Source organism: Pectinatus brassicae, assembly GCF_014201835.1.
Taxonomy (GTDB): domain Bacteria; phylum Bacillota; class Negativicutes; order Selenomonadales; family Selenomonadaceae; genus Pectinatus; species Pectinatus brassicae.
Genome location: NZ_JACHFH010000004.1, coordinates 1 through 21,434, shown reverse-complemented (window position 1 = coordinate 21,434; position 21,434 = coordinate 1). Strand labels below are relative to the sequence as shown.

The following is a 21,434-nucleotide window of genomic DNA, read 5'->3' as shown; positions in this document are numbered from 1 at the left end:
CACAATACCTGTTTTAGAAAAATCTTATTTAGCGTAATCAACAACACGAGTTTCACGTATAACAGTGACTTTTATCTGTCCTGGGTATTCGAGCTCGCTTTCCACTTTTTTGACAATATCATGGGCTAAACCAACTGAGGTAACATCATCAATTTTATCAGGTTTAACCATTATGCGAATTTCACGACCGGCCTGAATGGCAAATGAACGTTCAACACCGTCAAATGATTCAGCAATTTCTTCCAGACGTGTCAAGCGCTTGAGATATGATTCAAGACTTTCACGGCGGGCACCTGGACGGGCTGCCGAAATAGCATCAGCAGCAGCAACAAGTACTGCTTCAACTGTTTTTGGTTCTTCATCGCCATGATGGGCGCCAATAGCGTTTAATACATTGGCTGATTCACGGTATTTACGAGCCAGATCCATACCGATTGTTACATGGGAGCCTTCAACTTCGTGGTCGACGGCTTTACCAATGTCGTGTAAGAGTGCAGCTCTTTTGGCAAGCTGCACATCAACACCAAGTTCTGATGCCATTACACTAGCTAAATGTGCAACTTCGATGGAATGATTCAAAACATTTTGACCATAGCTGGTACGATATTTTAAACGACCTAAAAGACGAATGATTTCAGGATGCAGTCCATGTACGCCAGTATCGAAAGAAGCTTGTTCGCCAGCCTCTTTGATGCGCTGGTCGACTTCTTTTTTTGATTTTTCAACCATTTCTTCGATACGAGCTGGATGAATACGGCCATCAGTAATGAGTTTTTCCAAAGCGATGCGGGCAATTTCACGCCGTACCGGATCAAATCCTGATAAGATAACGGCTTCCGGAGTATCGTCAATTATGAGATCTATACCGGTAAGAGTTTCTAAAGCCCTTATATTGCGTCCCTCACGACCAATTATGCGGCCTTTCATTTCATCATTAGGCAATGCTACAACAGATACAGTCGTTTCTGCTACCTGATCGGCGGCACAACGCTGTATTGCTTGGGAAATAATGTTTTTTGCTTTCTTTTCGCCTTCATCTTTGGCTTGCTGTAGATATTCTTTTATCATAAGTGCTTTATCATGTTTTATGGCGGATTCAGCGTCTGCTAAAAGTATTGATTTTGCATCTTCCATTGTAAACCCGGATATTCTTTCGAGTTCAGCAAGCTGTTTTTCATGCATAGCATTGACAGCTTCACGAGTTTTATCGAGTTCATTTTCCTTGCGGGAAAGTGATGCTTCCTTTTTTTCTAACCCCTCTATTTTACGATCAAGGTTCTCTTCTTTTTGCATCAGGCGTCTTTCCTGACGTTGAAGATCATTTCTACGTTCACGTGTTTCCCGTTCAAGATCTTGTCTTAAACGATGATTTTCTTCCTTGGCTTCGAGTATAGATTCTTTTTTTCTGGTATCAATTTCTTTTTGTGCTGAATCAATAATACGCTGCGACTCGACTTCAGCTGAACCAATTAGTTCCTCAGCTTTTTTCTTGCGCATAACGTAGCCAACAGCAAATCCTAAGATAATAGCAACAAGAGCTGCTAAAATTATCTGGATAATAACCTTCGTCCTCCCTTCAAATTTTGGTTTGTATTCTTAAAATATAAGAAATACATTATTGATTGATAAAAAATTTACAAGTATTCAAAATATTACTTGATAGTGATTACTTAACCACCTTTGGCAAAGTTTCTGCACGATGCCACTATTAATGCCTGATATAGTTATTATAATTAAAAAAGTTATCAGGTTAACGGTTTTCCAATTATACGATATAAAATATAATTAAAGTTTTATTTACAAATGTATCTGCAAAGTACAGTTTGATAGCTGATTTTATAAGTATTTAAACTATAGTAAAATCCCTGCCATATTTGGTCAAATATACTAGTATCACATAATAAATATTTTAAAGGTTTTTCGCCATAGTGTCAAGCAATCATAATCCCCGCTGTGATGCTTGTTAAAGAGATTAAAAGATAACAGCTAAACATGTCTTTTCTATTGCTATAAAAGTATTTAATATGATACAATCAATAACAAAAGTTTAATTTGAATAACTTGTAATACCAGCCAGCCAAAATATGAGGGTGATAATATGATTGATGACAATGAGATAGTAGTAACTATTGATGATATTAAAAATACGGTAAAAGCCAATCAGCCCAATGCTGATTTAGACATTATCCAAAAGGCCTATGATTTAGCTTATGCAGCTCATTTTGATCAAAAACGTGCTTCTGGTGAGCACTATATTATTCATCCTCTGCATGTAGCGGCAATACTGACTCAGATGAATATTGATGAAGTGACAATTGCTGCAGCTATTTTACATGATGTGGTAGAAGATACCACCTTCACTCTCGATGAAATGAAGAAAAAATTTGGCGAAGAAGTGGCGGTATTAATTGATGGTGTTACCAAATTAAATAAAATTCATTTCCAGTCCAAGGAAATTCAACAATCGGAAAATTATCGCAAAATGTTTTTGGCGATGGCCAAGGACATACGCGTTATTATGATAAAACTGGCTGATAGACTGCATAATATGCGTACATTAAAATATGTACGTGAAGAAAAACAAAAACGTATTGCCAGAGAGACTCTCGAAATATATGCACCACTTGCTAATCGTCTTGGTATATCCAATATTAAATGGGAACTGGAAGATTTATGCTTTCGCTATTTAGAGCCCGAAGAATATTACGATCTGGTGGAAAAGGTAAAACAAAAACGCCAGGAACGTCAGCAGTTTATTGATAGTTCAATAAAAGAAATGAGTGCTGAAATACGAAATGCAGCAATTCAAGCGGAAATCCAGGGCAGGGCAAAACATTTTTACAGCATTTGGCGCAAGATGAAGCGTGACCATAAAGATATCAGTGAAATATATGATTTATCGGCTGTACGTGTTCTTGTGAATACAGTGCAGGAATGTTATACGATTTTAGGAATTATCCATAATATATGGAAACCAATTCCGGGACGTTTTAAAGATTACATTGCGATGTCTAAAAGCAATGGCTATCAATCATTGCATACGACGGTTATTGCTGCCAATGGCTATCCCCTTGAAATTCAGATCAGAACATTTCATATGCATCAGGTGTCTGAATACGGGATTGCGGCCCATTGGAAATATAAGGAATCAGGCCGAAGCGCTGATGCCAATAACAGCTATGATAAAAAATTGTCATGGCTGCGTCAGCTAATATCACTCCAGACGGAACTTAGCGATCCTGACGAATATGTTGAAGCCTTAAAGGTGGATATTTTCTCCGATGAAGTATTTGTATTTACGCCGCAGGGCGATGTTATTGGTCTACCTAAAGGCTCAAATCCTATTGATTTTGCCTATCGTATCCATACAGAAGTTGGTAATCATTGTGTGGGAGCCAATGTAAATGGGAAAATTGTGCCGCTCGAATATAAGCTGCATAATGGCGATATTATTTCTGTAATAACCAATAAGCAAAATAATGGTCCGAGTCAGGACTGGCTTAATATCGTAGCATCTTCGGAAACACGTACCAAAATCAGACAATGGTTTAAGCGCCAGCGTCGTGAAGAAAATATTACGTCGGGTATGGCACTTATTGAAAAAGAAATTAAACATTTAGGGTATGAGGCCAAAAAACTACTTAAAGATAATCGTTTATCAATTGTAGCGCAAAAAATGAATATCCAAAGCGATAATGATTTATTGGCTTCGCTTGGCTATGGCGGCATAACAGTTAATGGTGTTATATCACGTCTTATAGAACTGCATAAAAAAGATTTAAAAGAAGTTACACCGCCGGATATTTCGCAGATGCTTGAACAGATAAAACCACAGGGCGAAAAGAAAAAAGGCAGTCATGGAATTTTAGTTGATGGCGAAACTGGGTTTCTGGTTCATTTGGCACGCTGCTGTAACCCAATTCCCGGTGACCCGATAATTGGTTATATAACAAGAGGCCGCGGTGTGTCAGTGCATCGGGCTGATTGTCCCAATATTATTCGTGATGATAATGACTTATCGCGTGTTGTGGATGTTAGCTGGGATGTTGGTCTTGATAAGAATTATACAGTAACCATTGAAATAAGCTGCAATGACCGTCCCGGTGTATTGACCAGTCTTTTGGCAATTCCATCGGAATCAAAGATAAATATACATTCAGTCATGGCCCGTCCTAATAAAAAGAATAAAACATCTACTATATTTATGAGTCTTGAAGTCAGAAGTATGGCTCAGGCTGAAATGCTGATGAGTCGTTTCCGCCGCAATAAGGATGTTTTTCGCGTGGTCAGAGCCTTGGGCGGGATAATAAAAGAATAGGGGAGCTATATATGCGAGTAAAAACATTGGCAAATGGACCACTGGAAGAAAATTGCTATCTGGCCATTGATGAAACTTCTAATGAAGCTATTGTAATCGATCCAGGCTCAGAGCCGCAAAAAATTATTGAGTGGATAAAAAATACAAATATAACAGTTAAATATGTTATTAATACCCATGGACATAGCGATCATATTGGAGCTAATACGGCTGTCTGTCAGGAGTTTTCCGTTAAGCTCGGCATTCATGAGCTTGATGCGCCAATGCTTACTGACGCTAAATTAAATTTATCAGCATTTATGGGAATCGAAATTTTATCGCAAAAAGCCGATTTTACTTTAAAAGAAAATGATAAAATACAGGTTGGACAAAGTGAATTCACCGTAATTCATACACCAGGACATAGCCCCGGCGGCATTTGCCTTGTCAGTGGCGATACAATGTTTTCTGGTGATTCTTTATTTGCCCAGTCAATTGGCCGTACAGATTTCCCCGGCGGATCAATGGAGGATTTAGTAGGCAGCCTGCAAAGCAAGGTATTGGTATTAGATGAAAAAACAAAAGTATATCCAGGTCATGGACCGGCTACGACAATTGGTTATGAAAAGCAATATAATCCGTATTTTTAAAGGGTAAAATATGAAGATACTGGAAATAAATAATACAGAGGATGCCAAAAAAGAAATTGCCGCTATTGACTGCACTGTTGAAGGTGTAAATATGATGGCGGAAAAAGCGGTGTTTCGTGTGGTGAAACTAGCCGATGTAAATACCAAGGCCGCCAATATACTAAAACAGACAATGCTCAGTAAAGGCGGTGAAGCGGCTCTTTCCCGGCATTGTGTTGATTTAAGCCATGCCACATCAGATGTTATACTTATGGCAACATTAAAGCAGTATCGTATGGTAATTCCTGTTCTGTTGATGCAGCCATGGGGATTAAAAAAAATTGCAGCTGATTTAAAGACACTACTAGGACTATAATTTACAATTTTTTTTGGAAGGAGTTTACATTGAAAAAAAGATTTTCCTATCAGACAAAAATTGGTAATATATATATAACTGAAGACAAATCATCTATTGTTGGCATTAATTTTAAGAAGCCACTGACGCCGGCAGAAGAAGTAGAAACCCTATTGATGCGAGAAGCCTTTACCCAGATAGAAGAGTATTTAGCAGGAAGACGGAAAGAATTCCGCTTGCCGTTAAAGCCTAAAGGGACATATTTTCAGGAAAAAGTTTGGGAAGAGCTGCAAAAAATTCCTTATGGGCATACAGTTTCCTATAAGGAGATAGCGCAGGCTATTGGTCAGCCTAAAGCCATGCGGGCTGTGGGACAGGCCAATAATAAAAATAATATTGCTATTTGTATACCGTGCCATCGTGTGATTAGTGCTGATGGTAAATTGTCCGGTTATGCCGGTGGTGTGAAAGTAAAACAATTTTTATTGGACTTAGAGCGGGAAGTTATAAAAAAAGAAGGTATAAAAAATGCAATATAAAGCCGTAATTTTTGATTTGGATGGAACACTGATAAACTCGCTGGAAGACTTGGCTGACAGCGCCAATGCCGTCATGCGTGAGTATAATTTTCCTACTTATTCATTGGATGACTACCGAATGAAAATCGGTAATGGTGTAAAAAAACTAATCGAGCGGGCTGTGCCATCAGGTACCAGCGAAGAAACAACAGCTGCTGTATTGGCTAGATATCGTGAAGTGTATAAGCAGAATAATATCAAAAAAACTGCGCCATATGCTGGAATAAAGCAAATGCTGGCTGATTTGCAGCAGAAGAATATTCCAGTGGCTATCTGTACCAATAAACCTGATGCCGATGCCAAAAATATTGTAAATATATTATTTCCCGATGTTGAATTTGTCGAAGTAATTGGTGATTTGCCAGGATTTAAGCCTAAACCAGATCCTAAAAAAGTACTGATGATTGCCGAAAAAATGCAGTTACAGCCGCAGGAAATAGCCTATGTTGGTGATTCCTCAGTTGATATGCAGACCGGCGTTAATGCCGCTATGCTGCCAGTCGGTGTAACCTGGGGATTTCGTGATGAAGAAGAACTTATAGCTAATGGTGGTCAAGTGATTATTAATAAACCAGCTGAGCTTTTAGATAAAGTGGATTTTATCAATCAATAATAGTAACTAAAATATCCGCTCTTTATTTGCCAAAAGGCAAAATTAGAGCGGATTAATTATCGTATAGATGATATTATATTTTTATTGTATTAGTGAATATGATGCTGTTTGTAAATGGCTCCCATTTAGGGGAGCTGTCAGCGATAGCTGACTGAGGGGTTACTGCATAAACCTTTTGAATTGAATAGGGGCAATAATATATTCTAGCTAGTACAATATAATTAGTATATAACTTAAGAAGAAAGATGGAGTTTTATAAAATATGAAAGAAATACCTGTACAAAAAAATGGCAAATATACAATAACAATAGACCGATTGGGAACAAATGGCGAAGGTGTCGGCCGTGTCGATAACTTTACCGTATTTGTGCCCGATGCTTTAGCCGGCGAAAAAATAGAAGCGCAGGTGCATACAATTAAAAAAACATATGCCATGGGGAAAATTGTCCGCATTATTGAAAAAAGCCCACAGCGTGTAGAACCGCAATGTAAGCTGTACTATACCTGTGGTGGCTGTCAGCTGCAGCATTTATCATATGAAGCACAGCTCGACATTAAGCGTCAGCAGGTAGTTGATGCCGTAGAACGCATTGGCGGACAAAAAAATATTCCTATATTGCCGACCTTGGGCGCAGAAAATCCTTGGAATTATCGCAATAAAATGCAGTTCCCTGTTGGCATTAATAATAAAAAAATAATAATTGGCTGTTTTGCCCAGGGCAGTCATAAAATAATCGATACCGAAAATTGCTATATTCAAAAAGAATTAAATAATGATATCGTAAATGCTGCCCGTGAAGTAATACAAAAACTTGGTATCAGTGTCTATAATGAAGACCGTCATACTGGGACAATGCGCCATGTAGTAGGTCGTGTCGGCAAAAACGGCGAATGTATGATAGTCCTTGTTACTGCTACGCAGGAATTACGCCGCAGCAGAGAAATCGTAAGCCTTTTGCGCAAGCGTCTGCCAAAACTTGTCAGCGTGCATCATAATGTACAGACTTATCGTAATAACGTTATTATGGGCAGAGAAACCAATCTTATTTGGGGTCGCCCAACTATAAAAGATTCTATCGGGCCACTTTCCTTCCATATCTCACCGCGTTCCTTCTTTCAGGTAAATACAGTCCAGGCCGAAAATCTCTATAAAAAAGCCTTGGAATTTGCCAACCTTACCGGTGATGAAACGGTAGTCGATGCTTATTGCGGTACCGGAACAATAACCCTGTTCTTAGCAAGAAAAGCTCGTAAAGTATATGGTATAGAAATAGTAAAACCGGCAATCTATGATGCCCAGAAAAATGCCCGCGACAATAATATAAAAAATGCTGAATTCATCGTTGGTGATGCTACTGCTGTAATGCCGCGCCTTTATAAACAGGGTGTGCGTGCCGATGTTGTAGTCGTTGACCCGCCGCGTGCCGGCTGTACACCAACCGTATTACAAACCTTTGCTAATATGAAACCAAAACGTATTGTTTATGTATCCTGTAACCCGGCATCCTTGGCGCGCGATATCGCTATATTGACTGATTTAGGCTATAAAGCTAAAAAAATCCAGCCGGTTGATATGTTCCCGCAGACTAGCCACGTGGAATCAGTGGCATTACTAGAGCAAAAAGCATCGCCAAAACGTTGATTTTTATTAAAGAAAGTGGGAAGGCTATCCTACAATAGTATAGATTTTAAGTCGTAGACGTTTGATATTGGACGATATTGAACGTCTGCTTTTTTATCCATTTTTATGAAAAAGGACTAGAAAATATTAAGATAAAGTAGGATTAATCTGTTTAGAACGGAGTCTCCTGTTCCCTTTTTTAATTTTAAAAAAACAAACAAGTTATATATGTACTAAATAATTCATGCAATAGGAAAAAGATAAAATTTTTTTAAACCATTGGGAGCCTTCCAACCAATACCACTGTGTGGACGAACAGCATTATAATAAGTTTCAATATAACGAAAAATAGCGGACTGTGCTTGTTTGCGTGTATGGAAATGGTCAACAAAATAAATCTTTTGTTTCATGGATTGGAAATTATTTCGAGAAATTTTTTAGGGTTTTAATGACATCATCTTTATAATCGACCTTTTTATTAAGAATGCGAATTTGAGTTTCAATGTCATGAAATTTTTTATTTAATGTATTACTGTGATTTTCAATAACTGTATCAAGGCCTGATTTTTTTAGTCAAGAACGTAAAGTGTCTATGCAAATGCCAAGTTCTTTGGCAACTTGTTTAACGGGATGCTTTTGTTCAATAAGCATTTTTATAGCACCTTCTTTAAATGCATCATCATAATGTGCATAGTGAGGTGCTAATTTTTTAGTAGATTGTTGTTCCATAGTAAAAAACTTCTTTCTCTTTATTATAGTACCTAATTTTTGTATAGCAAATCGAGAAAGGGGGCATATGGGGAGTAAATAAAATTTGCATGCTGGCAGGCCAATAAAAAGTGCATTTATGTGTAGTCTGTGAAAAAGGGCTATGCCCGAAAAAGAAAAACTACCTGATACGTGGGTGGATATTTATTTAAAAATAAACCTTGATCCACAGGGTAAATGATGGTAAGATAGATAGACTAACATGTGTAGGAAAGAGGATCGATAATGCTTTTAGATAAGACTATATGCGAATTGTTTGCTGGTGTTGGCGGTTTCCGTGTTGGGCTGGAACGTGCTGATGCTGCATGGCAAACGGTTTGGGCAAATCAGTGGGAGCCAAGTAGAAAGAGGCAGGATGCCTTTGAGTGCTATTGCAGTCACTTTGGTGGACATAAGGATATTTATGTAAATGAGGATATTGGAACCATCGATAAGTTTGAGATTCCTAATCATAATTTGCTGGTAGGGGGCTTTCCTTGCCAAGACTATTCAGTAGCTGCAACCGGTGCAAAGGGAATCGAGGGTAAGAAGGGGGTTCTTTGGTGGCAGATTTATGATGTGTTGGAGAAAAAGAAGCCAGCTTTTGTGTTGCTGGAGAATGTGGATCGGCTGCTGAAATCTCCAACCTCCCAGCGTGGCCGTGACTTCGGTATTATCTTAGCATCATTTTGGAAATTCGGTTATAGTGTTGAGTGGCGAGTTGTAAATGCTGCTGACTATGGTTTTGTGCAGCGTAGACGGAGAATCTTTATTTTCGCCTATCGGAACGATACCGAGTTTGGTGAAAGGCAAGCAAGCAAAAATCCTATGGCTATCATGAATCATGAAGGTTTCTTTACGAACACCTTCCCAATGCAGGAACAGGAAAATGTAACTGAAGGGCAGTTGACTTCTCAGGATTTGCTTGATATTACAGAGTGTTTTGCCTTTGGTTTTGAAACGGCTGGCTATATGACTAATGGCCATATAGCAACGACTAAGGCCGTGCCGGTGTATCATGGAAAGCGTATGGTTCTTCGTGATATCATGGATCATGATGTGGATGAGAAGTATTTTCTCGGCGAAAATCTTGCTCAATGGGAATATCTCAAAGGGGCGAAGCATGAAGAGCGCATGGCTAAAAACGGACATAAATATTTCTATTCGGAAGGCCCTATTGCTTTTCCAGATCCGACTGACAAGCCAGCACGGACGATGCTTACAAGTGAATCCTCTGTCAATCGCAGTACGCATGTGGTGGCTGATCTTGACAATGGAAAGTATCGGTTGCTTACACCGGATGAAGCTGATCGAATCCAAGGTTTCCCAAAGGGTTGGACGAATACCGGCATGAGCGAGCGTTTCCGTTATTTCTGCATGGGGAATGCACTAGTCACGGACGTAGTTTGTGAAATGGGAAAGACATTGAATAAAATTTTTGAGGGAAAATATTTTCATAAATGAGGCATAAAATTGGAAGAACTAACTGAAGAAGTGAACTAGGCCGAGACGGTTATGGTGGAGACTATCAGAGAGTTGAATCTCTCTGATATACAGATTAATATGAGTCGGTGTCGACCAAACATGGGGCAAAAAGCTGATAATTATCCAACAGGAATTGTTATATATTTGCAGAAAGTAAATTCGTTGGAAGATTTTTGTATCAGTATTCGTCATTAACTTCGGTATGCATGGCAGAGAATCCATTATCCTAATTATACTGAATGATGGAATTTTTTTTTGGACACTTCAAAATCCATTTAGAAAATAAAAAAGAGCTTCTTTAGGAGCACCAAAGTCTTAAAGGCAATAGAGGATTGAACAAAGTTAAGGCCAGCGCCTTTAGACGCTGGCCTAACAATAACGGTTTACAGCCGTAGAGCAAACCACCCGTTTTACGGGTCGTTATGATTTGAATTTCTGATTGAGCTGATTGTAAATATAGCTGTTGTTCAACCAAAAGCAATGCTTTGGATATGTGTTAGGATCGTCCCAGCCAATGAATCCTTCGGCAACAATGTTGAGCTTTGTACCAACTGGTAATGGGTACCGATCTTGTTTGGTAAGTGCGTGAGGACGCACATGGGAGATTGGATGTTGGCTTTGCTTCGGAAAGTTGTTGGTGGCTCGGCCATTCGAATCAATCACAATTTGGATTCGGCCATTTTTTACAATATCATGGGTTTCCTGCCATACCTCACGTACATCGCCCTCAATATCTTGTGTCGGCATATTCCAAAATTGGCAGCCGGCAAGATGGAAGTTTCCTTCAGCATCAGCCTTGTAAATCACAAAGAAGAAGCGTGTTTCCTGCAGGTAGTTTCCGAAGGTGCTGTTTTTCCAAGTTTCCTCGGCCAAATCTTGATACTTGAAGGCTGGAAAGGAGATATTTTCTTTGATTTTGCCGTTGCTGCCAATTCTGATTGCCTTCATGACGATACCAGCCTTTTCAAATTCTGCAGCATGGTTTCCCTTCAACCCAAGGATTCGGAAGGCAAGCATGGATGGAATTGACTTTGATTTATTTTTAATTTCAAATCGTTTGCAGAGTTCTTCAACCGTTGATCCTTTGAAGGCATCAATCTTGCTAACAACATACTGCTCAAAATTCGTGACAGGTTCTCCGGCACGCATAATCAGCTCATAGGTAGCTTTATGTGGCATGATATAGTTATTTAGCACATACGTCATGTAGCAGCCTTTGAGAGAGAAGGCTCTAGGTTTGGCTGGCTCATCACTGAATGGCTGATCTCTTCGAACCTTGGAGGATGATGCTTTTGTGCATGCACCAAGGTAGAGAGTATCGCTTTCTGATAGTTCGTGAGCTTTGCCAGCACGTATTTTGGACAGAATCTTTGCGTAGTCTGCTCGGATGATTTCCAAATCTTCAGCTGGTGGCGTAAAAAGTTGGACATAGTCAATCGTGCTATTGATATCATTCTGTCCTTTGATGTGCAGATACCATACCAGCAGCATGAGCTTTGCCTTTTTCCATACATGGCTATGATTGAAGTCACGTTCTTTGACGATATCCATATAGTTGATCATCGTAAGAACCAAGCGTTCTTTGGCTTTGTAGCCATTCTTGTTTTGCTGATATGGTGTTACTTTTAATTCGACACCGGCATCAGCGAAGTCTGCTGCGGAATCACTATTGGCAGCGTAGCCGAAGTAGCACTCTTCGACAATATTTCCCATGCCGCCTTTATAGTTTTTGCTTGCATGTTTTGTGGAGTATTCTGCTGATGCTTCTCGTAAAATCCCCTGATTTAAGGCTGCATTGTATAAATCATGGAAGGTTTTGCCAATCATCCCTTTTCCATAGGTTTCAATGCTTTGTGAATCTGTCTGATCATATTGTTCGATAACCATAAGCTATGTACCTCCATGCCTTTATATGCTTTATTATAGCAGCGTTAAAGAGGAGTGTATATAGGTTCTGATTTTATAGAGGTTGGAGAAATAACTTGCTTAAGACCTATTTGAAGATTAAAAAGATGGAGTAGGACGAAGTTTATAAAAATGGTAAAAGTATGCAAGGAAGTGAGTGCGATTAAAAATATAGCTTGGATTGTCAACACTTAGTCGGACAATTTTTATAAGGTCTGTCGTCGAAATTCAGCTGGTGTTAAATAATTTAACGAACCATTAATTCGCTGGTTGTTAAACCATTTTACATAATCTGCCAACTCTCGGCGTAACAGATACAGAGTTTTAAAGTTTTTTCCTTGTACAAACTCGGTTTTAAAAATCTTAAATATTGCTTCAGCAACGGCATTATCGTAGGGGCAACCTTTCATACTTAGCAATTGTTTAATTGAAAATGCTGAAATAACTTCATCAAGAAGTTCATTTTTAAATTCTCTGCCTCAATTTGAATGAAAGATTTTTATTTTTCTTAAATCTGTTTTAACTTTGGGAAATGCATACGTAAATCCATTTGTAATTAACTCGAACATAGGTCAAGTAACTTATTACAACAGCATATGGTTTTTGTCCATTAAATTGGCGATTTAATTCATTTTTTATTGGTTCTTCATTACAGGTTTGGCGATGAGTTTTAAATTGAGCTATAGTATATTTTCCTAGCTTTTTCATTAGGCGCCCAATACGACGACGTGAAACAATATCACCTAAATTTTTTAGTTCCTGCTTAATTTTTCTTGTGCCATATACGTCATGATTATCATGAAAAATTTGTTGGATTTTTTCTTTAAAATCAGATTCAAGATACTTATAAATATCTTGAATATATATTTAAAAAGCTGCCTAACCAGCCAATTATTCATAATCCTGCGCTGATAGAAAATTATCTGCCATGGAGTGACGAAATAAAAAATAACTGTAGTCAATAATTATAAAGTTATAAAATGCCGCTAGTCCTTGTATGTAGAATACAGGATTAGCGGCATTTTTTCTATACACTCTTTGATTAATCGCTTACCCTTTAATCCCCAAAAGAGGATTTTTTTATTAGATTCATAATGTCTCTTCTCATGCTTCGAGGAAATTCAGCAACTGGTTTTCCTATTCTGAAAAACATTTGAATTGTGTTTTCATTACTTGCATAATCTTTATGAATCTTATTATATTCTTCCTTCATCTCAGGATATTCTTCAAGAACTTGACTCATAGGCTGTACTACCAATCCTAATGAGTGTGCTTTTAATACAATATGGCTATAAAGCATACCACTTTTTACTTGTTCTGCGCGGCTATTATTTTCAGTAATAATTAATCCATAAGCAGGGGTATGAGCTACTTCGTTCTTTACAGTCTTAACATACATGTCTGTAACATATTTTTCATTGTTGATAAACGGAAACAAAGTAAGTAGTCCTTGCACAATATGTTTTTTGATTCCAGTTATGCCTTGTCCTTCCACAGAAAAGCCATATCTGTATTTATTCTTTTCGTATTCATTTTTTTTGAATACATATTCTGATTCTTTACTAATACGATGAATACTAGATTCAATCTCTGCTCCTCTCAAAGCATATCCATCTAAATTTTTTTTATTTTTCTCATCTTGAAATATACTTATTTTCTCATTTTTACTCGAACTTATATTTAAAAGTTGTTGCAATTCTTCATCGGTCAATTTATTGTTTTCATACGCCCATCTATTAGTATCTGCTTGAAATATATATTTATAAAGATCATTTTTAGATGAATCAATTGTAGATATAGTTACTTTGGCTACCGGCTTATCCTGCATACTCTTAATAAGATTATTTTCATCATATTCTCCTTCTGGAAAGAGAACATATGTTGCCTTATATCCTATGTAATTTGCAGCAACGCGAACATATTCCAAGAAAGTTCCCTGTGCTATCATCGTTTGACGTGCATCGGTATCTACCATTGGAGTTAAACGACTACTATCCGCAAATAAATAAAAAACATTTTTATCTTTATCAAGATAAATTTTCCATGGTTGCATATTATGACCATTAGCTGCCAATAATCCACATGCTACTAATTTAATTCTTGGATCAGCAAACTGCTTACTATATGACTTCTGCCATGGTTGCAAGTAGGTTGGAGTAAGAAAAACACCATCTGCCATAAATATTGCAATTACAAGTATACCTATTCCCCAGGCAATAATTCGTATCATATTCTCCATCTCTTTTCCATTAATGCAACATGACATTATAGTTTTATTTCTTATTCGCTACTTTACTTTTTGCAGTATCTTTTATCACATTTTCTTTCAACTCTGAATAAATAATATTATTTGCTACTTTTAAATCAACTACTAGTCCTTTTTTTATATTTACATTCTGCCCACTGATCAATACACCTAACAATGAATATTTAACAAAAAAATTTGGTTTTTTACCCTTTACATCGAGTTTTCCTACTACTGGAATAAGTTGTCCATTTTTAGCCTTTATTTCAGAAAAAACTAAATCAATCTCACCAGAACTCCCCCATGGTCCTCTGTGTTTTGCCTTTATTACTGTCGTTTTAACTAAAGTATCTGCAGAAATTACAATTTTACCGTCGGCTTTTATATCATTTTTTGACTTAAAAAATATTTTTTGTCCTTTTCTACAGTTTTTTGAACTAATCGTTTCAACCGATTCAACAGGAATAATAGTCCCCTCATCAAGAATGCTTACCACATTATTATGTACCTGTTCTCCTTCTGAGGCAAATGCTATACCTGAAAACAAAAACAATGATAATACAACGCCTGCAAATGATTTTAATATCATAATTATCTCCCTAAACTTTACTAATTTTTATATATACATTTATTTTTTTATATTATCTGTAATAATTTTTAAAATCTCAGTAAACTTTTTTTTCTGATCTTCATCTAGATATTGAGTCATTTTCTTTGCAAAGCCAAAATAGCCCATATTTTCAACGGCTAACAAATCTTTTCCTTTTTGAGTTAAATATATATGAAATACACGTAAGTCTTTTTGGGATTGTTGTCTAAATACAATGTCTTTCTGCATAAGTCTTTTAATATTTTCCGTTACAGTTGACTTCTGTACAGAAAATTTTTCTGCCAATTGTTTGAATGTAGGACCATCTATTTCTTGTATAGCATGTAGGTAATGAAGCTGTGTTATAGATAGATTAAAGAGAGCCGAATATTCTGTCTGTTGATTATATTCACGTGTAGTCTGTCGCATATATTCAGATAATATATTTATATATTGTACAATTAAAGCTTCTGTTTCCATAATTTTCTCATCTCCTTTTAAATACTATAAACTATCTTAAAAACAAATAGTCTCGTATATAGTTTGTTGGTATGAACTAACTATATACGAGACTATTATATTTGTCAATATAGACAAACTATTTTTCTTTAAATTATTAGCTTAACATTTTACCCCAATCACCATATTTAAGATATTTTTCATACTTTATTATGACTTTATATATTCAAAGACCTTTTTATTCTGTGACTTTACTAGATTCTTAATACTTGCTGAATAGATTGTCAAAAAATAAACTGGACAAAAAAGATAGGGTCATGTATAAATGAATTAAAAAGCAAAGGATGATTTATATGATGGAAAGACGATCAAAAAGAACATTTACTAATGAATTTAAACACCAAATGGTAAAAGGTATAACAGAAGAAAAGCACGGGCTGAAATTATCAAAGAATATGATTAATATCATCTTCATTTGACAAATGGGGCACTTGCATTAATTATACTGGTTCTACAAAAGAAAAAGACAATCGTACTCCACAGAAACTTAAATTAATGAAATTGCGGAAAGATAGAAACCTGCAAAGCAAATAAGATACTACAGAGAGAGGGAAAATGATGGATATAGAAAGTAAAATCAAGTATTGCATGGATTTGACACCGTCTGAATTGCAATTTTCTAAGTATTTTTTAGAAAATCGACAAAAAATTTTAGATTTTACAATGCAGGAAATTATTTTGGAAACATTTGTTTCTAAATCGCTTATACATCGTTTTTGTAAGAAACTTGGATTGAGTGGTTTTAATGAATTAAAAGTACGCTTGGCAAAAGACTCAGCAGATATAAGAAGTCTGGCAACGGTTGATGTTAATTTTCCTTTTTCAGAGCAGGATAGCCAGCAAAAAATTGCTGAAAAGCTTTTACATCTTTATGAGGGCACCGTGCGTGATACCCATGCCTTTATTGATTTGGAGGAACTATGGGAAATTGTCCGTATTTTGTATAAGGCTAAATACATTGATATTTATACACATGCACATAATAGTAGCATTGCTGAAAATTTTCAGGATAAAATGCTCTCTATTGGTCGATTTGTAAGTTGTCAGGAATCATCATATAAACAACGTAGGCAAGGATTGCTTTCAACTAAAGAGCATGCAGCATTGATTTTGTCATATTCTGGTAAGGCAACATTTATTCCCTCAATTATTGAAATATTACATGAAAGAAATGTGCCGATTATTTGGATTGGTCGGGCAGGTAATCTTAAGATGGAACGACAGTCGGATTATCAGCTTTATATTAGCGATCAGGAAAATTTTCGTTCAAGGCTTTCACAATTTTCGTCACATATTGCAATGCAGTATACGATGGATTTGTTATTCAGCTGTATCTTTAAAATAGATTATAAAAAAAATATGGTATATCTAAATGATTCAATAGAATTGATCGATGACCGCAATTTAGAAAAATAATGGAAGTATAAGAAAACCTTATTAGTAAATTATAATTTTACTGGTAGGGTTTTCTTTTGTTTCAAAAAATATCAGATAATTTGTAATGAACATCAATAATTTGAATCTTTTATTCCAGAATGTTTTGAGAATATTGTAACTAAATTAGGGGATTTATATAATTTAGTTGTAAAAAGAAAGATAGGAGCTGAGTAAAATGAAAAAAGGATTAAAAATTGTTACAATCGGTGGTGGTAGCAGCTATACTCCTGAACTTATGGAAGGTTTAATCAACAGGTATCATGAGTTGCCGGTTCGTGAGATATGGTTAGTTGATATTCATGATGGTGAAGAAAAGCTAAAGATTGTCGGTGCACTTGCAAAACGTATGTGGGCAGCGACACAATATCCGGTTGAGGTTCATCTTACGCTGGATCGTCGAGTGGCACTCAAAGACGCAGATTTTGTTACAACACAGTTTCGGGTGGGGTTGTTAGAGGCAAGAATTAAGGATGAACGTATTCCACTTTCACATGGTATGTTAGGACAAGAAACTAATGGTGCTGGTGGCATTTTTAAAGCATTTCGCACTATACCTGTGATGAAACAGATAATAGAGGATATGCAAGATCTTTGTCCAAATGCATGGTTGATTAATTTTACGAATCCGAGTGGAATAATTACAGAAACTGTTATAAAACAATTTGGCTGGGAAAAATGTATTGGCCTTTGTAATGTGCCAGAAATATCAATGATTAAGGAACCGGCAAAGATTGGATGTAAAAGAGAAGATTTACAGTATCGGTTTGCAGGATTGAATCACTTTCATTGGCACAAGGTTTTTGATAAAGATGGACATGATGTTACAGGAAGTTTACTGGAACATATCAATGATAAAGATGGGGGAACACCGAAAAATATCTATCAGGCGGATTTTCCCGTTGATCTTTTGCAGACGATGAATCTTCTGCCATGTGGCTATCATCGATATTATTTCTTGAAAAAAGAAATGTTACAGCACAGTATTGATGAATTTAGAGCAGGGGAGACTCGAGCTGAGCAGGTAAAAAGTGTAGAGAATGCCTTATTTGATTTGTATCGTGATACGAAGCTGCATGAAAAGCCAAAAGAATTGGAAAAACGTGGTGGCGCTTATTATAGTGATGTTGCTTGTGAATGTATCAATGCTATCTATAATAATAAACGTCAACCAATGGTTGTAAGTACAGTTAATTGTGGCAGTATTTCATGTTTACCGGCTGATGCAATTGTTGAAGTAACCAGTTTGATTTCCGCCAAGGGAGCTGAACCACTAGCTTGGGGTGAGATGAAATCACATGAGCGTGGCTGGTTACAGATGATGAAAGCGATGGAAGAATGTACTATTGAAGCGGCAATTAAAGGTGATTATGGAGTGGCTTATGAAGCATTTAATCTTAATCCATTGGTAGAAAATGGTGCAGTTGCTGAAAAGGTTTTAAATGAACTATTGGTAGCACATGAAAAATATTTGCCGCAATTTGCGAATATAATAGCTAATATTAAGGCTAAGGGTGTCTATCCGCAAGATAAGACAGTACAAGATTTATTAGCGAAGGGAAAATAATTGTAAGGGAGCTTGTAGGAAATGCGATATATTTTAGAAAATGAATCTATCAGAGCATCGATTGATACCTATGGAGCAGAGCTTTGTTCATTGTCTGGCATTAAATCAGGCCGTGAATATCTTTGGCAGGCAGATCCTGTGTACTGGAATCGTACTTCTCCGGTATTGTTTCCGTTTGTAGGGCGGTTGCGGAATAATCAATATCGATATCAGGGAAAAACCTATCCGATGAAGCAGCATGGTTTTGCCCGAGATAGAGAATTTACTGTAGTATCTTATTCGGCAACTAAAATTGAATTTATATTACAGGATGATGAAGAGACACGTAATGTTTATCCATTTCAATTTCAACTAGTCATTAGTTATGAACTTGCGGGTAGTAAAATTATCGTACATTGGAAGGTAAGGAATACTGGAAATAAGATGATGTATTTTTCAATTGGTTCGCACCCGGCATTTATATGTCCATTTACTGAGTCGGAAAAAAAAATGCAGGTTATCGTTTGATAAGGAAGGACCATTAAATTATCAGCAATTGGATGATAACTATCTTTGCAAGGAAACATATTATAAGTTGCCCCTTCAAGATAAGACATGGTCCTTTGAAAAAAATATTTTTGATGATGATGTACTGATTTTTCCCGATTATCAAATAAAACAGGTTTCAATTTTAAGGGAAAATGGAAATCCATATTTGACGCTGGATTTCCATGCACCTGTTGTAGGTATCTGGTCACCGCCGAAAAAAAATGCACCGTTTATTTGTATCGAACCATGGTTTGGACGTTGTGATTCTGCTGATAAGGAATATTGCTTGAAAGAACGCGAATTTGATAATGCACTTTTGGGAGGAGCTGAATTTGCAACATCTTATGGAATACAGATTAGCGAATAATATTTAATAGGAGGTATACAACATGAAGCGTATTACTGATGGAAAAGCCTTTGCTGTATTACAACAGATTGGTACGGCATTTTTTTTACCGGTTTCTATTTTACCGGGAGCAGGGTTACTTTTGGGCATAGGTGCATCTTTTACAAATCAGAACACGGTAAATGCATATGGGTTATCTAATTTATTGGGACCAGGAACGATGCTCAATGGACTATTGATGATTATGTCACAGGTTGGCAGTACAATTTTTGGAAATTTGCCAATTATATTTGCAATGGCAGTAGCGTTGGGATTAGCCAAGCAAGAAAAAGCAGTAGCTGTTTTAACAGCGGGTATCTCTTTTTTTGTTATGCATTCAAGCATTAATACAATGTTGAAGATTACTGGACAGATTCTTCCAAATGGAAAAATTGCCGATACGGTTATGGCTGGTGCTATTACCAATGTTTGTGGAATAAATTCCTTGCAGATGGGGGTTTTTGGTGGCATTTTAACAGGAATGATAGTTGCTGTACTGAATAATCGGTTTTATAAACAGCAGTTGCCAGCAGTGTTCTCCTTTTTTGCTGGAGTTCGTTTTGTACCGCTCATTTCAATGTTTGTTTTTATTGGTGTAGGTATTATAGCTTTCTTTATATGGCCGGTGATACAAAAAGGAATTTTTGCTATTGGTAATTTAGTGCTTACCACTAGTTATTTTGGTACATTTATTTTTGGATTTGTTGAGCGAATCCTAATTCCATTTGGTTTGCATCATGTTTTTTATATTCCATTTTGGCAAACTGGTATGGGGGGACCGCTGTTATTGATGGTATTCATGTTTTTGGTGCCCAAAACATTTTTTTTGCGGAACTCGCTTCACCTAATACAAAGGTATTCAGCGTAGATGCTTGTCGCTTTATGACGGGAAAATACCCATTTATGATGGCTGGTTTACCTGGGGCTGCGCTTGCTATGTACCATTGTGCAAAACCAGCCAATCGAAAAATTGTTGGGGGTCTCTTGCTTTCAGCGGCGTTAACCTCCTTTTTTACAGGAATTACAGAACCAATTGAGTTCACATTTTTATTCATTGCACCTGCTTTATATGTATTGCATTGTGTTTTTGCTGGTATATCGTTTTTGCTTATGCATCTCCTTAATATATGTATAGGCACAACGTTCTCTTGTGGTTTAATTGATTTTACTTTGTATGGTTTGTTGCAAGGATCGGCAAAGACAAATTGGCCGATGATTTTGCCAGTGTTTGCAGGTTATTTCATTTTGTATTATGTGGTATTTAAGGCTGTTATTTTGAAGTTTGATTTAAAAACACCAGGACGTGGTGACGATGGAGAAGAAGTGAAGCTTTATACAAAGAAGGATTATAAGGAAAAACAGACTGAAAAGACAGTGAGAACAGAAGTCGGAGGAGTGGAAGAGGATCCTTTGTCTAGAGATATTGCAGCAGGTCTTGGCGGTGTTGATAATGTTGTAAACATTGCTTGTTGTGCAACGCGTTTGAGGCTAACGCTAAATGATCTGAATAAAGTTGATGAAGGAATTTTGAAAAGTACTGGCGCAGTTGGTGTCATCAAGAAAGGCGAGGGAATACAGGTTATTTATGGTCCGCAGGTAAGTGTTATAAAGAGTAATTTTGAAGAATATGTAGATCGTTTACGTAAGTAAAAGTTAAGCAGCAAAAGATAATTTTTTAGCCAGAATTTTACATAGTTGTGTAGATCAGGAGTAGAGGATGATTAATCGAAAATTAAAGAAATTTAATTTTTGTGATGGTAGTATTTGAACACTTTTATAAAAAGGAACTACAAGGGAATATTACAAACAGAACTAATAAATGGCTGAACTATAAGCTTATATACTCAAACTTCGCAGTCGTGAAATAACCTGTGTACCTTGAAAATTCAATAATAATTGGTATAAAAATAGCATGATCCTCTCGTTTTTAGTATAAT

Annotated in this window: 23 protein-coding genes and 1 pseudogene; 15 read left to right on the top strand and 9 right to left on the bottom strand. The window is 36.7% G+C overall.

Annotated elements, in window-relative coordinates:
- Nucleotides 1-24 precede the first annotated feature (24 nt).
- The gene (gene rny / locus HNR32_RS02290; RefSeq protein ID WP_231038145.1) at nt 25-1,497 is read right to left on the bottom strand and encodes a ribonuclease Y; all 1,473 of its coding nucleotides are present in this window, start codon (nt 1,495-1,497) and stop codon (nt 25-27) included.
- Between the two features lie 601 nt (nt 1,498-2,098).
- On the opposite strand from rny, the gene HNR32_RS02285 reads away from it, so the two are divergent.
- From HNR32_RS02285 to rlmD, 6 genes are all read left to right on the top strand, one after another.
- The gene (locus tag HNR32_RS02285) at nt 2,099-4,318 is read left to right on the top strand and encodes a RelA/SpoT family protein (RefSeq protein ID WP_183859256.1); all 2,220 of its coding nucleotides are present in this window, start codon (nt 2,099-2,101) and stop codon (nt 4,316-4,318) included.
- 11 nt (nt 4,319-4,329) lie between these two features.
- The gene (locus HNR32_RS02280) at nt 4,330-4,947 is read left to right on the top strand and encodes an MBL fold metallo-hydrolase (protein ID WP_183859254.1); all 618 of its coding nucleotides are present in this window, start codon (nt 4,330-4,332) and stop codon (nt 4,945-4,947) included.
- 10 nt (nt 4,948-4,957) lie between these two features.
- On the top strand, nt 4,958-5,302 hold the full coding sequence (locus HNR32_RS02275) for a dihydropteroate synthase (RefSeq protein WP_183859252.1): 345 nt from the start codon (nt 4,958-4,960) through the stop codon (nt 5,300-5,302).
- A 29-nt stretch (nt 5,303-5,331) separates the two neighbouring features.
- The gene (locus HNR32_RS02270; protein ID WP_183859250.1) at nt 5,332-5,820 is read left to right on the top strand and encodes a methylated-DNA--[protein]-cysteine S-methyltransferase; all 489 of its coding nucleotides are present in this window, start codon (nt 5,332-5,334) and stop codon (nt 5,818-5,820) included.
- The gene (locus HNR32_RS02265; RefSeq protein ID WP_183859248.1) at nt 5,810-6,472 is read left to right on the top strand and encodes an HAD family hydrolase; all 663 of its coding nucleotides are present in this window, start codon (nt 5,810-5,812) and stop codon (nt 6,470-6,472) included. The genes HNR32_RS02270 and HNR32_RS02265 overlap by 11 nt, the downstream gene beginning before the upstream one ends.
- Nucleotides 6,473-6,734: 262 nt before the next feature.
- Nucleotides 6,735-8,114 (top strand): 23S rRNA (uracil(1939)-C(5))-methyltransferase RlmD, encoded by a 1,380-nt coding sequence (gene rlmD, locus HNR32_RS02260; protein ID WP_183859246.1) that lies wholly within the window; start codon nt 6,735-6,737, stop codon nt 8,112-8,114.
- A gap of 221 nt (nt 8,115-8,335) precedes the next feature.
- On the opposite strand, the gene HNR32_RS02255 is transcribed toward rlmD, so the two are convergent.
- Nucleotides 8,336-8,527 carry an integrase core domain-containing protein gene (locus HNR32_RS02255; protein ID WP_512698935.1) on the bottom strand — a complete coding sequence of 64 codons (192 nt, stop codon included), beginning with the start codon at nt 8,525-8,527 and terminating at the stop codon, nt 8,336-8,338.
- A gap of 139 nt (nt 8,528-8,666) precedes the next feature.
- The gene (locus tag HNR32_RS02250; protein ID WP_183859241.1) at nt 8,667-8,822 is read right to left on the bottom strand and encodes a hypothetical protein; all 156 of its coding nucleotides are present in this window, start codon (nt 8,820-8,822) and stop codon (nt 8,667-8,669) included.
- A 264-nt stretch (nt 8,823-9,086) separates the two neighbouring features.
- On the opposite strand from HNR32_RS02250, the gene dcm reads away from it, so the two are divergent.
- Together dcm and HNR32_RS02240 are read left to right on the top strand one after the other, a co-directional pair.
- Nucleotides 9,087-10,304, top strand: a complete 1,218-nt coding sequence (gene dcm, locus HNR32_RS02245) for a DNA (cytosine-5-)-methyltransferase (RefSeq protein ID WP_183859239.1) — start codon at nt 9,087-9,089, stop codon at nt 10,302-10,304.
- A gap of 51 nt (nt 10,305-10,355) precedes the next feature.
- Nucleotides 10,356-10,520 (top strand): hypothetical protein, encoded by a 165-nt coding sequence (locus tag HNR32_RS02240; protein ID WP_183859237.1) that lies wholly within the window; start codon nt 10,356-10,358, stop codon nt 10,518-10,520.
- Between the two features lie 225 nt (nt 10,521-10,745).
- Here the strand turns inward: HNR32_RS02240 and HNR32_RS02235 are convergent, their stop codons facing one another.
- The 6 genes from HNR32_RS02235 to HNR32_RS02210 all read right to left on the bottom strand — a co-directional run bounded on the left by HNR32_RS02235 (nt 10,746) and on the right by HNR32_RS02210 (nt 15,544).
- On the bottom strand, nt 10,746-12,212 hold the full coding sequence (locus HNR32_RS02235; RefSeq protein WP_183859235.1) for a Sau3AI family type II restriction endonuclease: 1,467 nt from the start codon (nt 12,210-12,212) through the stop codon (nt 10,746-10,748).
- Between the two features lie 224 nt (nt 12,213-12,436).
- Entirely contained in the window at nt 12,437-12,649 is a 213-nt protein-coding gene (locus HNR32_RS02230; RefSeq protein ID WP_183859233.1) for an IS3 family transposase, read from the bottom strand.
- Nucleotides 12,650-12,749: 100 nt separating this feature from the next.
- Nucleotides 12,750-13,046: an IS3 family transposase gene (locus tag HNR32_RS02225; protein WP_311636335.1), complete on the bottom strand. Its 297-nt coding sequence runs from the start codon at nt 13,044-13,046 to the stop codon at nt 12,750-12,752.
- A gap of 241 nt (nt 13,047-13,287) precedes the next feature.
- Nucleotides 13,288-14,409 (bottom strand): hypothetical protein, encoded by a 1,122-nt coding sequence (locus HNR32_RS02220; RefSeq protein ID WP_221300539.1) that lies wholly within the window; start codon nt 14,407-14,409, stop codon nt 13,288-13,290.
- Between the two features lie 94 nt (nt 14,410-14,503).
- The gene (locus tag HNR32_RS02215) at nt 14,504-15,064 is read right to left on the bottom strand and encodes a hypothetical protein (protein WP_183859231.1); all 561 of its coding nucleotides are present in this window, start codon (nt 15,062-15,064) and stop codon (nt 14,504-14,506) included.
- Nucleotides 15,065-15,103: 39 nt separating this feature from the next.
- A complete protein-coding gene (locus tag HNR32_RS02210) occupies nt 15,104-15,544 on the bottom strand; it encodes a MarR family winged helix-turn-helix transcriptional regulator (protein ID WP_183859229.1) in 441 nt (146 codons plus the stop codon).
- Between the two features lie 332 nt (nt 15,545-15,876).
- On the opposite strand from HNR32_RS02210, the gene HNR32_RS14045 reads away from it, so the two are divergent.
- The 7 genes and pseudogenes from HNR32_RS14045 to HNR32_RS14425 all read left to right on the top strand — a co-directional run bounded on the left by HNR32_RS14045 (nt 15,877) and on the right by HNR32_RS14425 (nt 21,147).
- Nucleotides 15,877-16,002, top strand: a complete 126-nt coding sequence (locus HNR32_RS14045; protein WP_260162430.1) for a hypothetical protein — start codon at nt 15,877-15,879, stop codon at nt 16,000-16,002.
- Nucleotides 16,003-16,138: 136 nt separating this feature from the next.
- Nucleotides 16,139-16,999 carry a MurR/RpiR family transcriptional regulator gene (locus HNR32_RS02205; RefSeq protein ID WP_196611148.1) on the top strand — a complete coding sequence of 287 codons (861 nt, stop codon included), beginning with the start codon at nt 16,139-16,141 and terminating at the stop codon, nt 16,997-16,999.
- 196 nt (nt 17,000-17,195) lie between these two features.
- On the top strand, nt 17,196-18,584 hold the full coding sequence (locus HNR32_RS02200) for a 6-phospho-beta-glucosidase (RefSeq protein ID WP_183859227.1): 1,389 nt from the start codon (nt 17,196-17,198) through the stop codon (nt 18,582-18,584).
- A gap of 21 nt (nt 18,585-18,605) precedes the next feature.
- On the top strand, nt 18,606-19,091 hold the full coding sequence (locus tag HNR32_RS02195) for an aldose epimerase family protein (protein WP_183859225.1): 486 nt from the start codon (nt 18,606-18,608) through the stop codon (nt 19,089-19,091).
- Nucleotides 19,092-19,119: 28 nt separating this feature from the next.
- On the top strand, nt 19,120-19,479 hold the full coding sequence (locus HNR32_RS02190; RefSeq protein ID WP_183859223.1) for an aldose epimerase family protein: 360 nt from the start codon (nt 19,120-19,122) through the stop codon (nt 19,477-19,479).
- A 22-nt stretch (nt 19,480-19,501) separates the two neighbouring features.
- A pseudogene (locus HNR32_RS13815) lies at nt 19,502-20,532 on the top strand (PTS transporter subunit EIIC); the annotation flags it as partial.
- 75 nt (nt 20,533-20,607) lie between these two features.
- Nucleotides 20,608-21,147, top strand: a complete 540-nt coding sequence (locus tag HNR32_RS14425; protein WP_375782627.1) for a glucose PTS transporter subunit EIIB — start codon at nt 20,608-20,610, stop codon at nt 21,145-21,147.
- The last annotated feature ends 287 nt before the right edge of the window (nt 21,148-21,434 follow it).

Excerpts from the sequence above, each read along its gene's own strand:
- HNR32_RS02285 (WP_183859256.1), top strand. The coding sequence starts at position 2,099 with ATGATTGATGACAATGAGATAGTAGTAACTATTGATGATATTAAAAAT.
- HNR32_RS02205 (WP_196611148.1), top strand. The coding sequence starts at position 16,139 with ATGATGGATATAGAAAGTAAAATCAAGTATTGCATGGATTTGACACCG.
- HNR32_RS14045 (WP_260162430.1), top strand. The coding sequence starts at position 15,877 with ATGATGGAAAGACGATCAAAAAGAACATTTACTAATGAATTTAAACAC.
- HNR32_RS02220 (WP_221300539.1), bottom strand. The coding sequence starts at position 14,409 with ATGGCAGATGGTGTTTTTCTTACTCCAACCTACTTGCAACCATGGCAG.
- HNR32_RS02265 (WP_183859248.1), top strand. The coding sequence starts at position 5,810 with ATGCAATATAAAGCCGTAATTTTTGATTTGGATGGAACACTGATAAAC.
- HNR32_RS02240 (WP_183859237.1), top strand. The coding sequence starts at position 10,356 with ATGGTGGAGACTATCAGAGAGTTGAATCTCTCTGATATACAGATTAAT.
- HNR32_RS02215 (WP_183859231.1), bottom strand. The coding sequence starts at position 15,064 with ATGATATTAAAATCATTTGCAGGCGTTGTATTATCATTGTTTTTGTTT.
- HNR32_RS02210 (WP_183859229.1), bottom strand. The coding sequence starts at position 15,544 with ATGGAAACAGAAGCTTTAATTGTACAATATATAAATATATTATCTGAA.
- dcm (WP_183859239.1), top strand. The coding sequence starts at position 9,087 with ATGCTTTTAGATAAGACTATATGCGAATTGTTTGCTGGTGTTGGCGGT.
- HNR32_RS14425 (WP_375782627.1), top strand. The coding sequence starts at position 20,608 with ATGCATCTCCTTAATATATGTATAGGCACAACGTTCTCTTGTGGTTTA.
- HNR32_RS02275 (WP_183859252.1), top strand. The coding sequence starts at position 4,958 with ATGAAGATACTGGAAATAAATAATACAGAGGATGCCAAAAAAGAAATT.
- rlmD (WP_183859246.1), top strand. The coding sequence starts at position 6,735 with ATGAAAGAAATACCTGTACAAAAAAATGGCAAATATACAATAACAATA.
- HNR32_RS02250 (WP_183859241.1), bottom strand. The coding sequence starts at position 8,822 with ATGGAACAACAATCTACTAAAAAATTAGCACCTCACTATGCACATTAT.
- HNR32_RS02235 (WP_183859235.1), bottom strand. The coding sequence starts at position 12,212 with ATGGTTATCGAACAATATGATCAGACAGATTCACAAAGCATTGAAACC.
- HNR32_RS02280 (WP_183859254.1), top strand. The coding sequence starts at position 4,330 with ATGCGAGTAAAAACATTGGCAAATGGACCACTGGAAGAAAATTGCTAT.
- rny (WP_231038145.1), bottom strand. The coding sequence starts at position 1,497 with ATGCGCAAGAAAAAAGCTGAGGAACTAATTGGTTCAGCTGAAGTCGAG.
- HNR32_RS02195 (WP_183859225.1), top strand. The coding sequence starts at position 18,606 with ATGCGATATATTTTAGAAAATGAATCTATCAGAGCATCGATTGATACC.
- HNR32_RS02200 (WP_183859227.1), top strand. The coding sequence starts at position 17,196 with ATGAAAAAAGGATTAAAAATTGTTACAATCGGTGGTGGTAGCAGCTAT.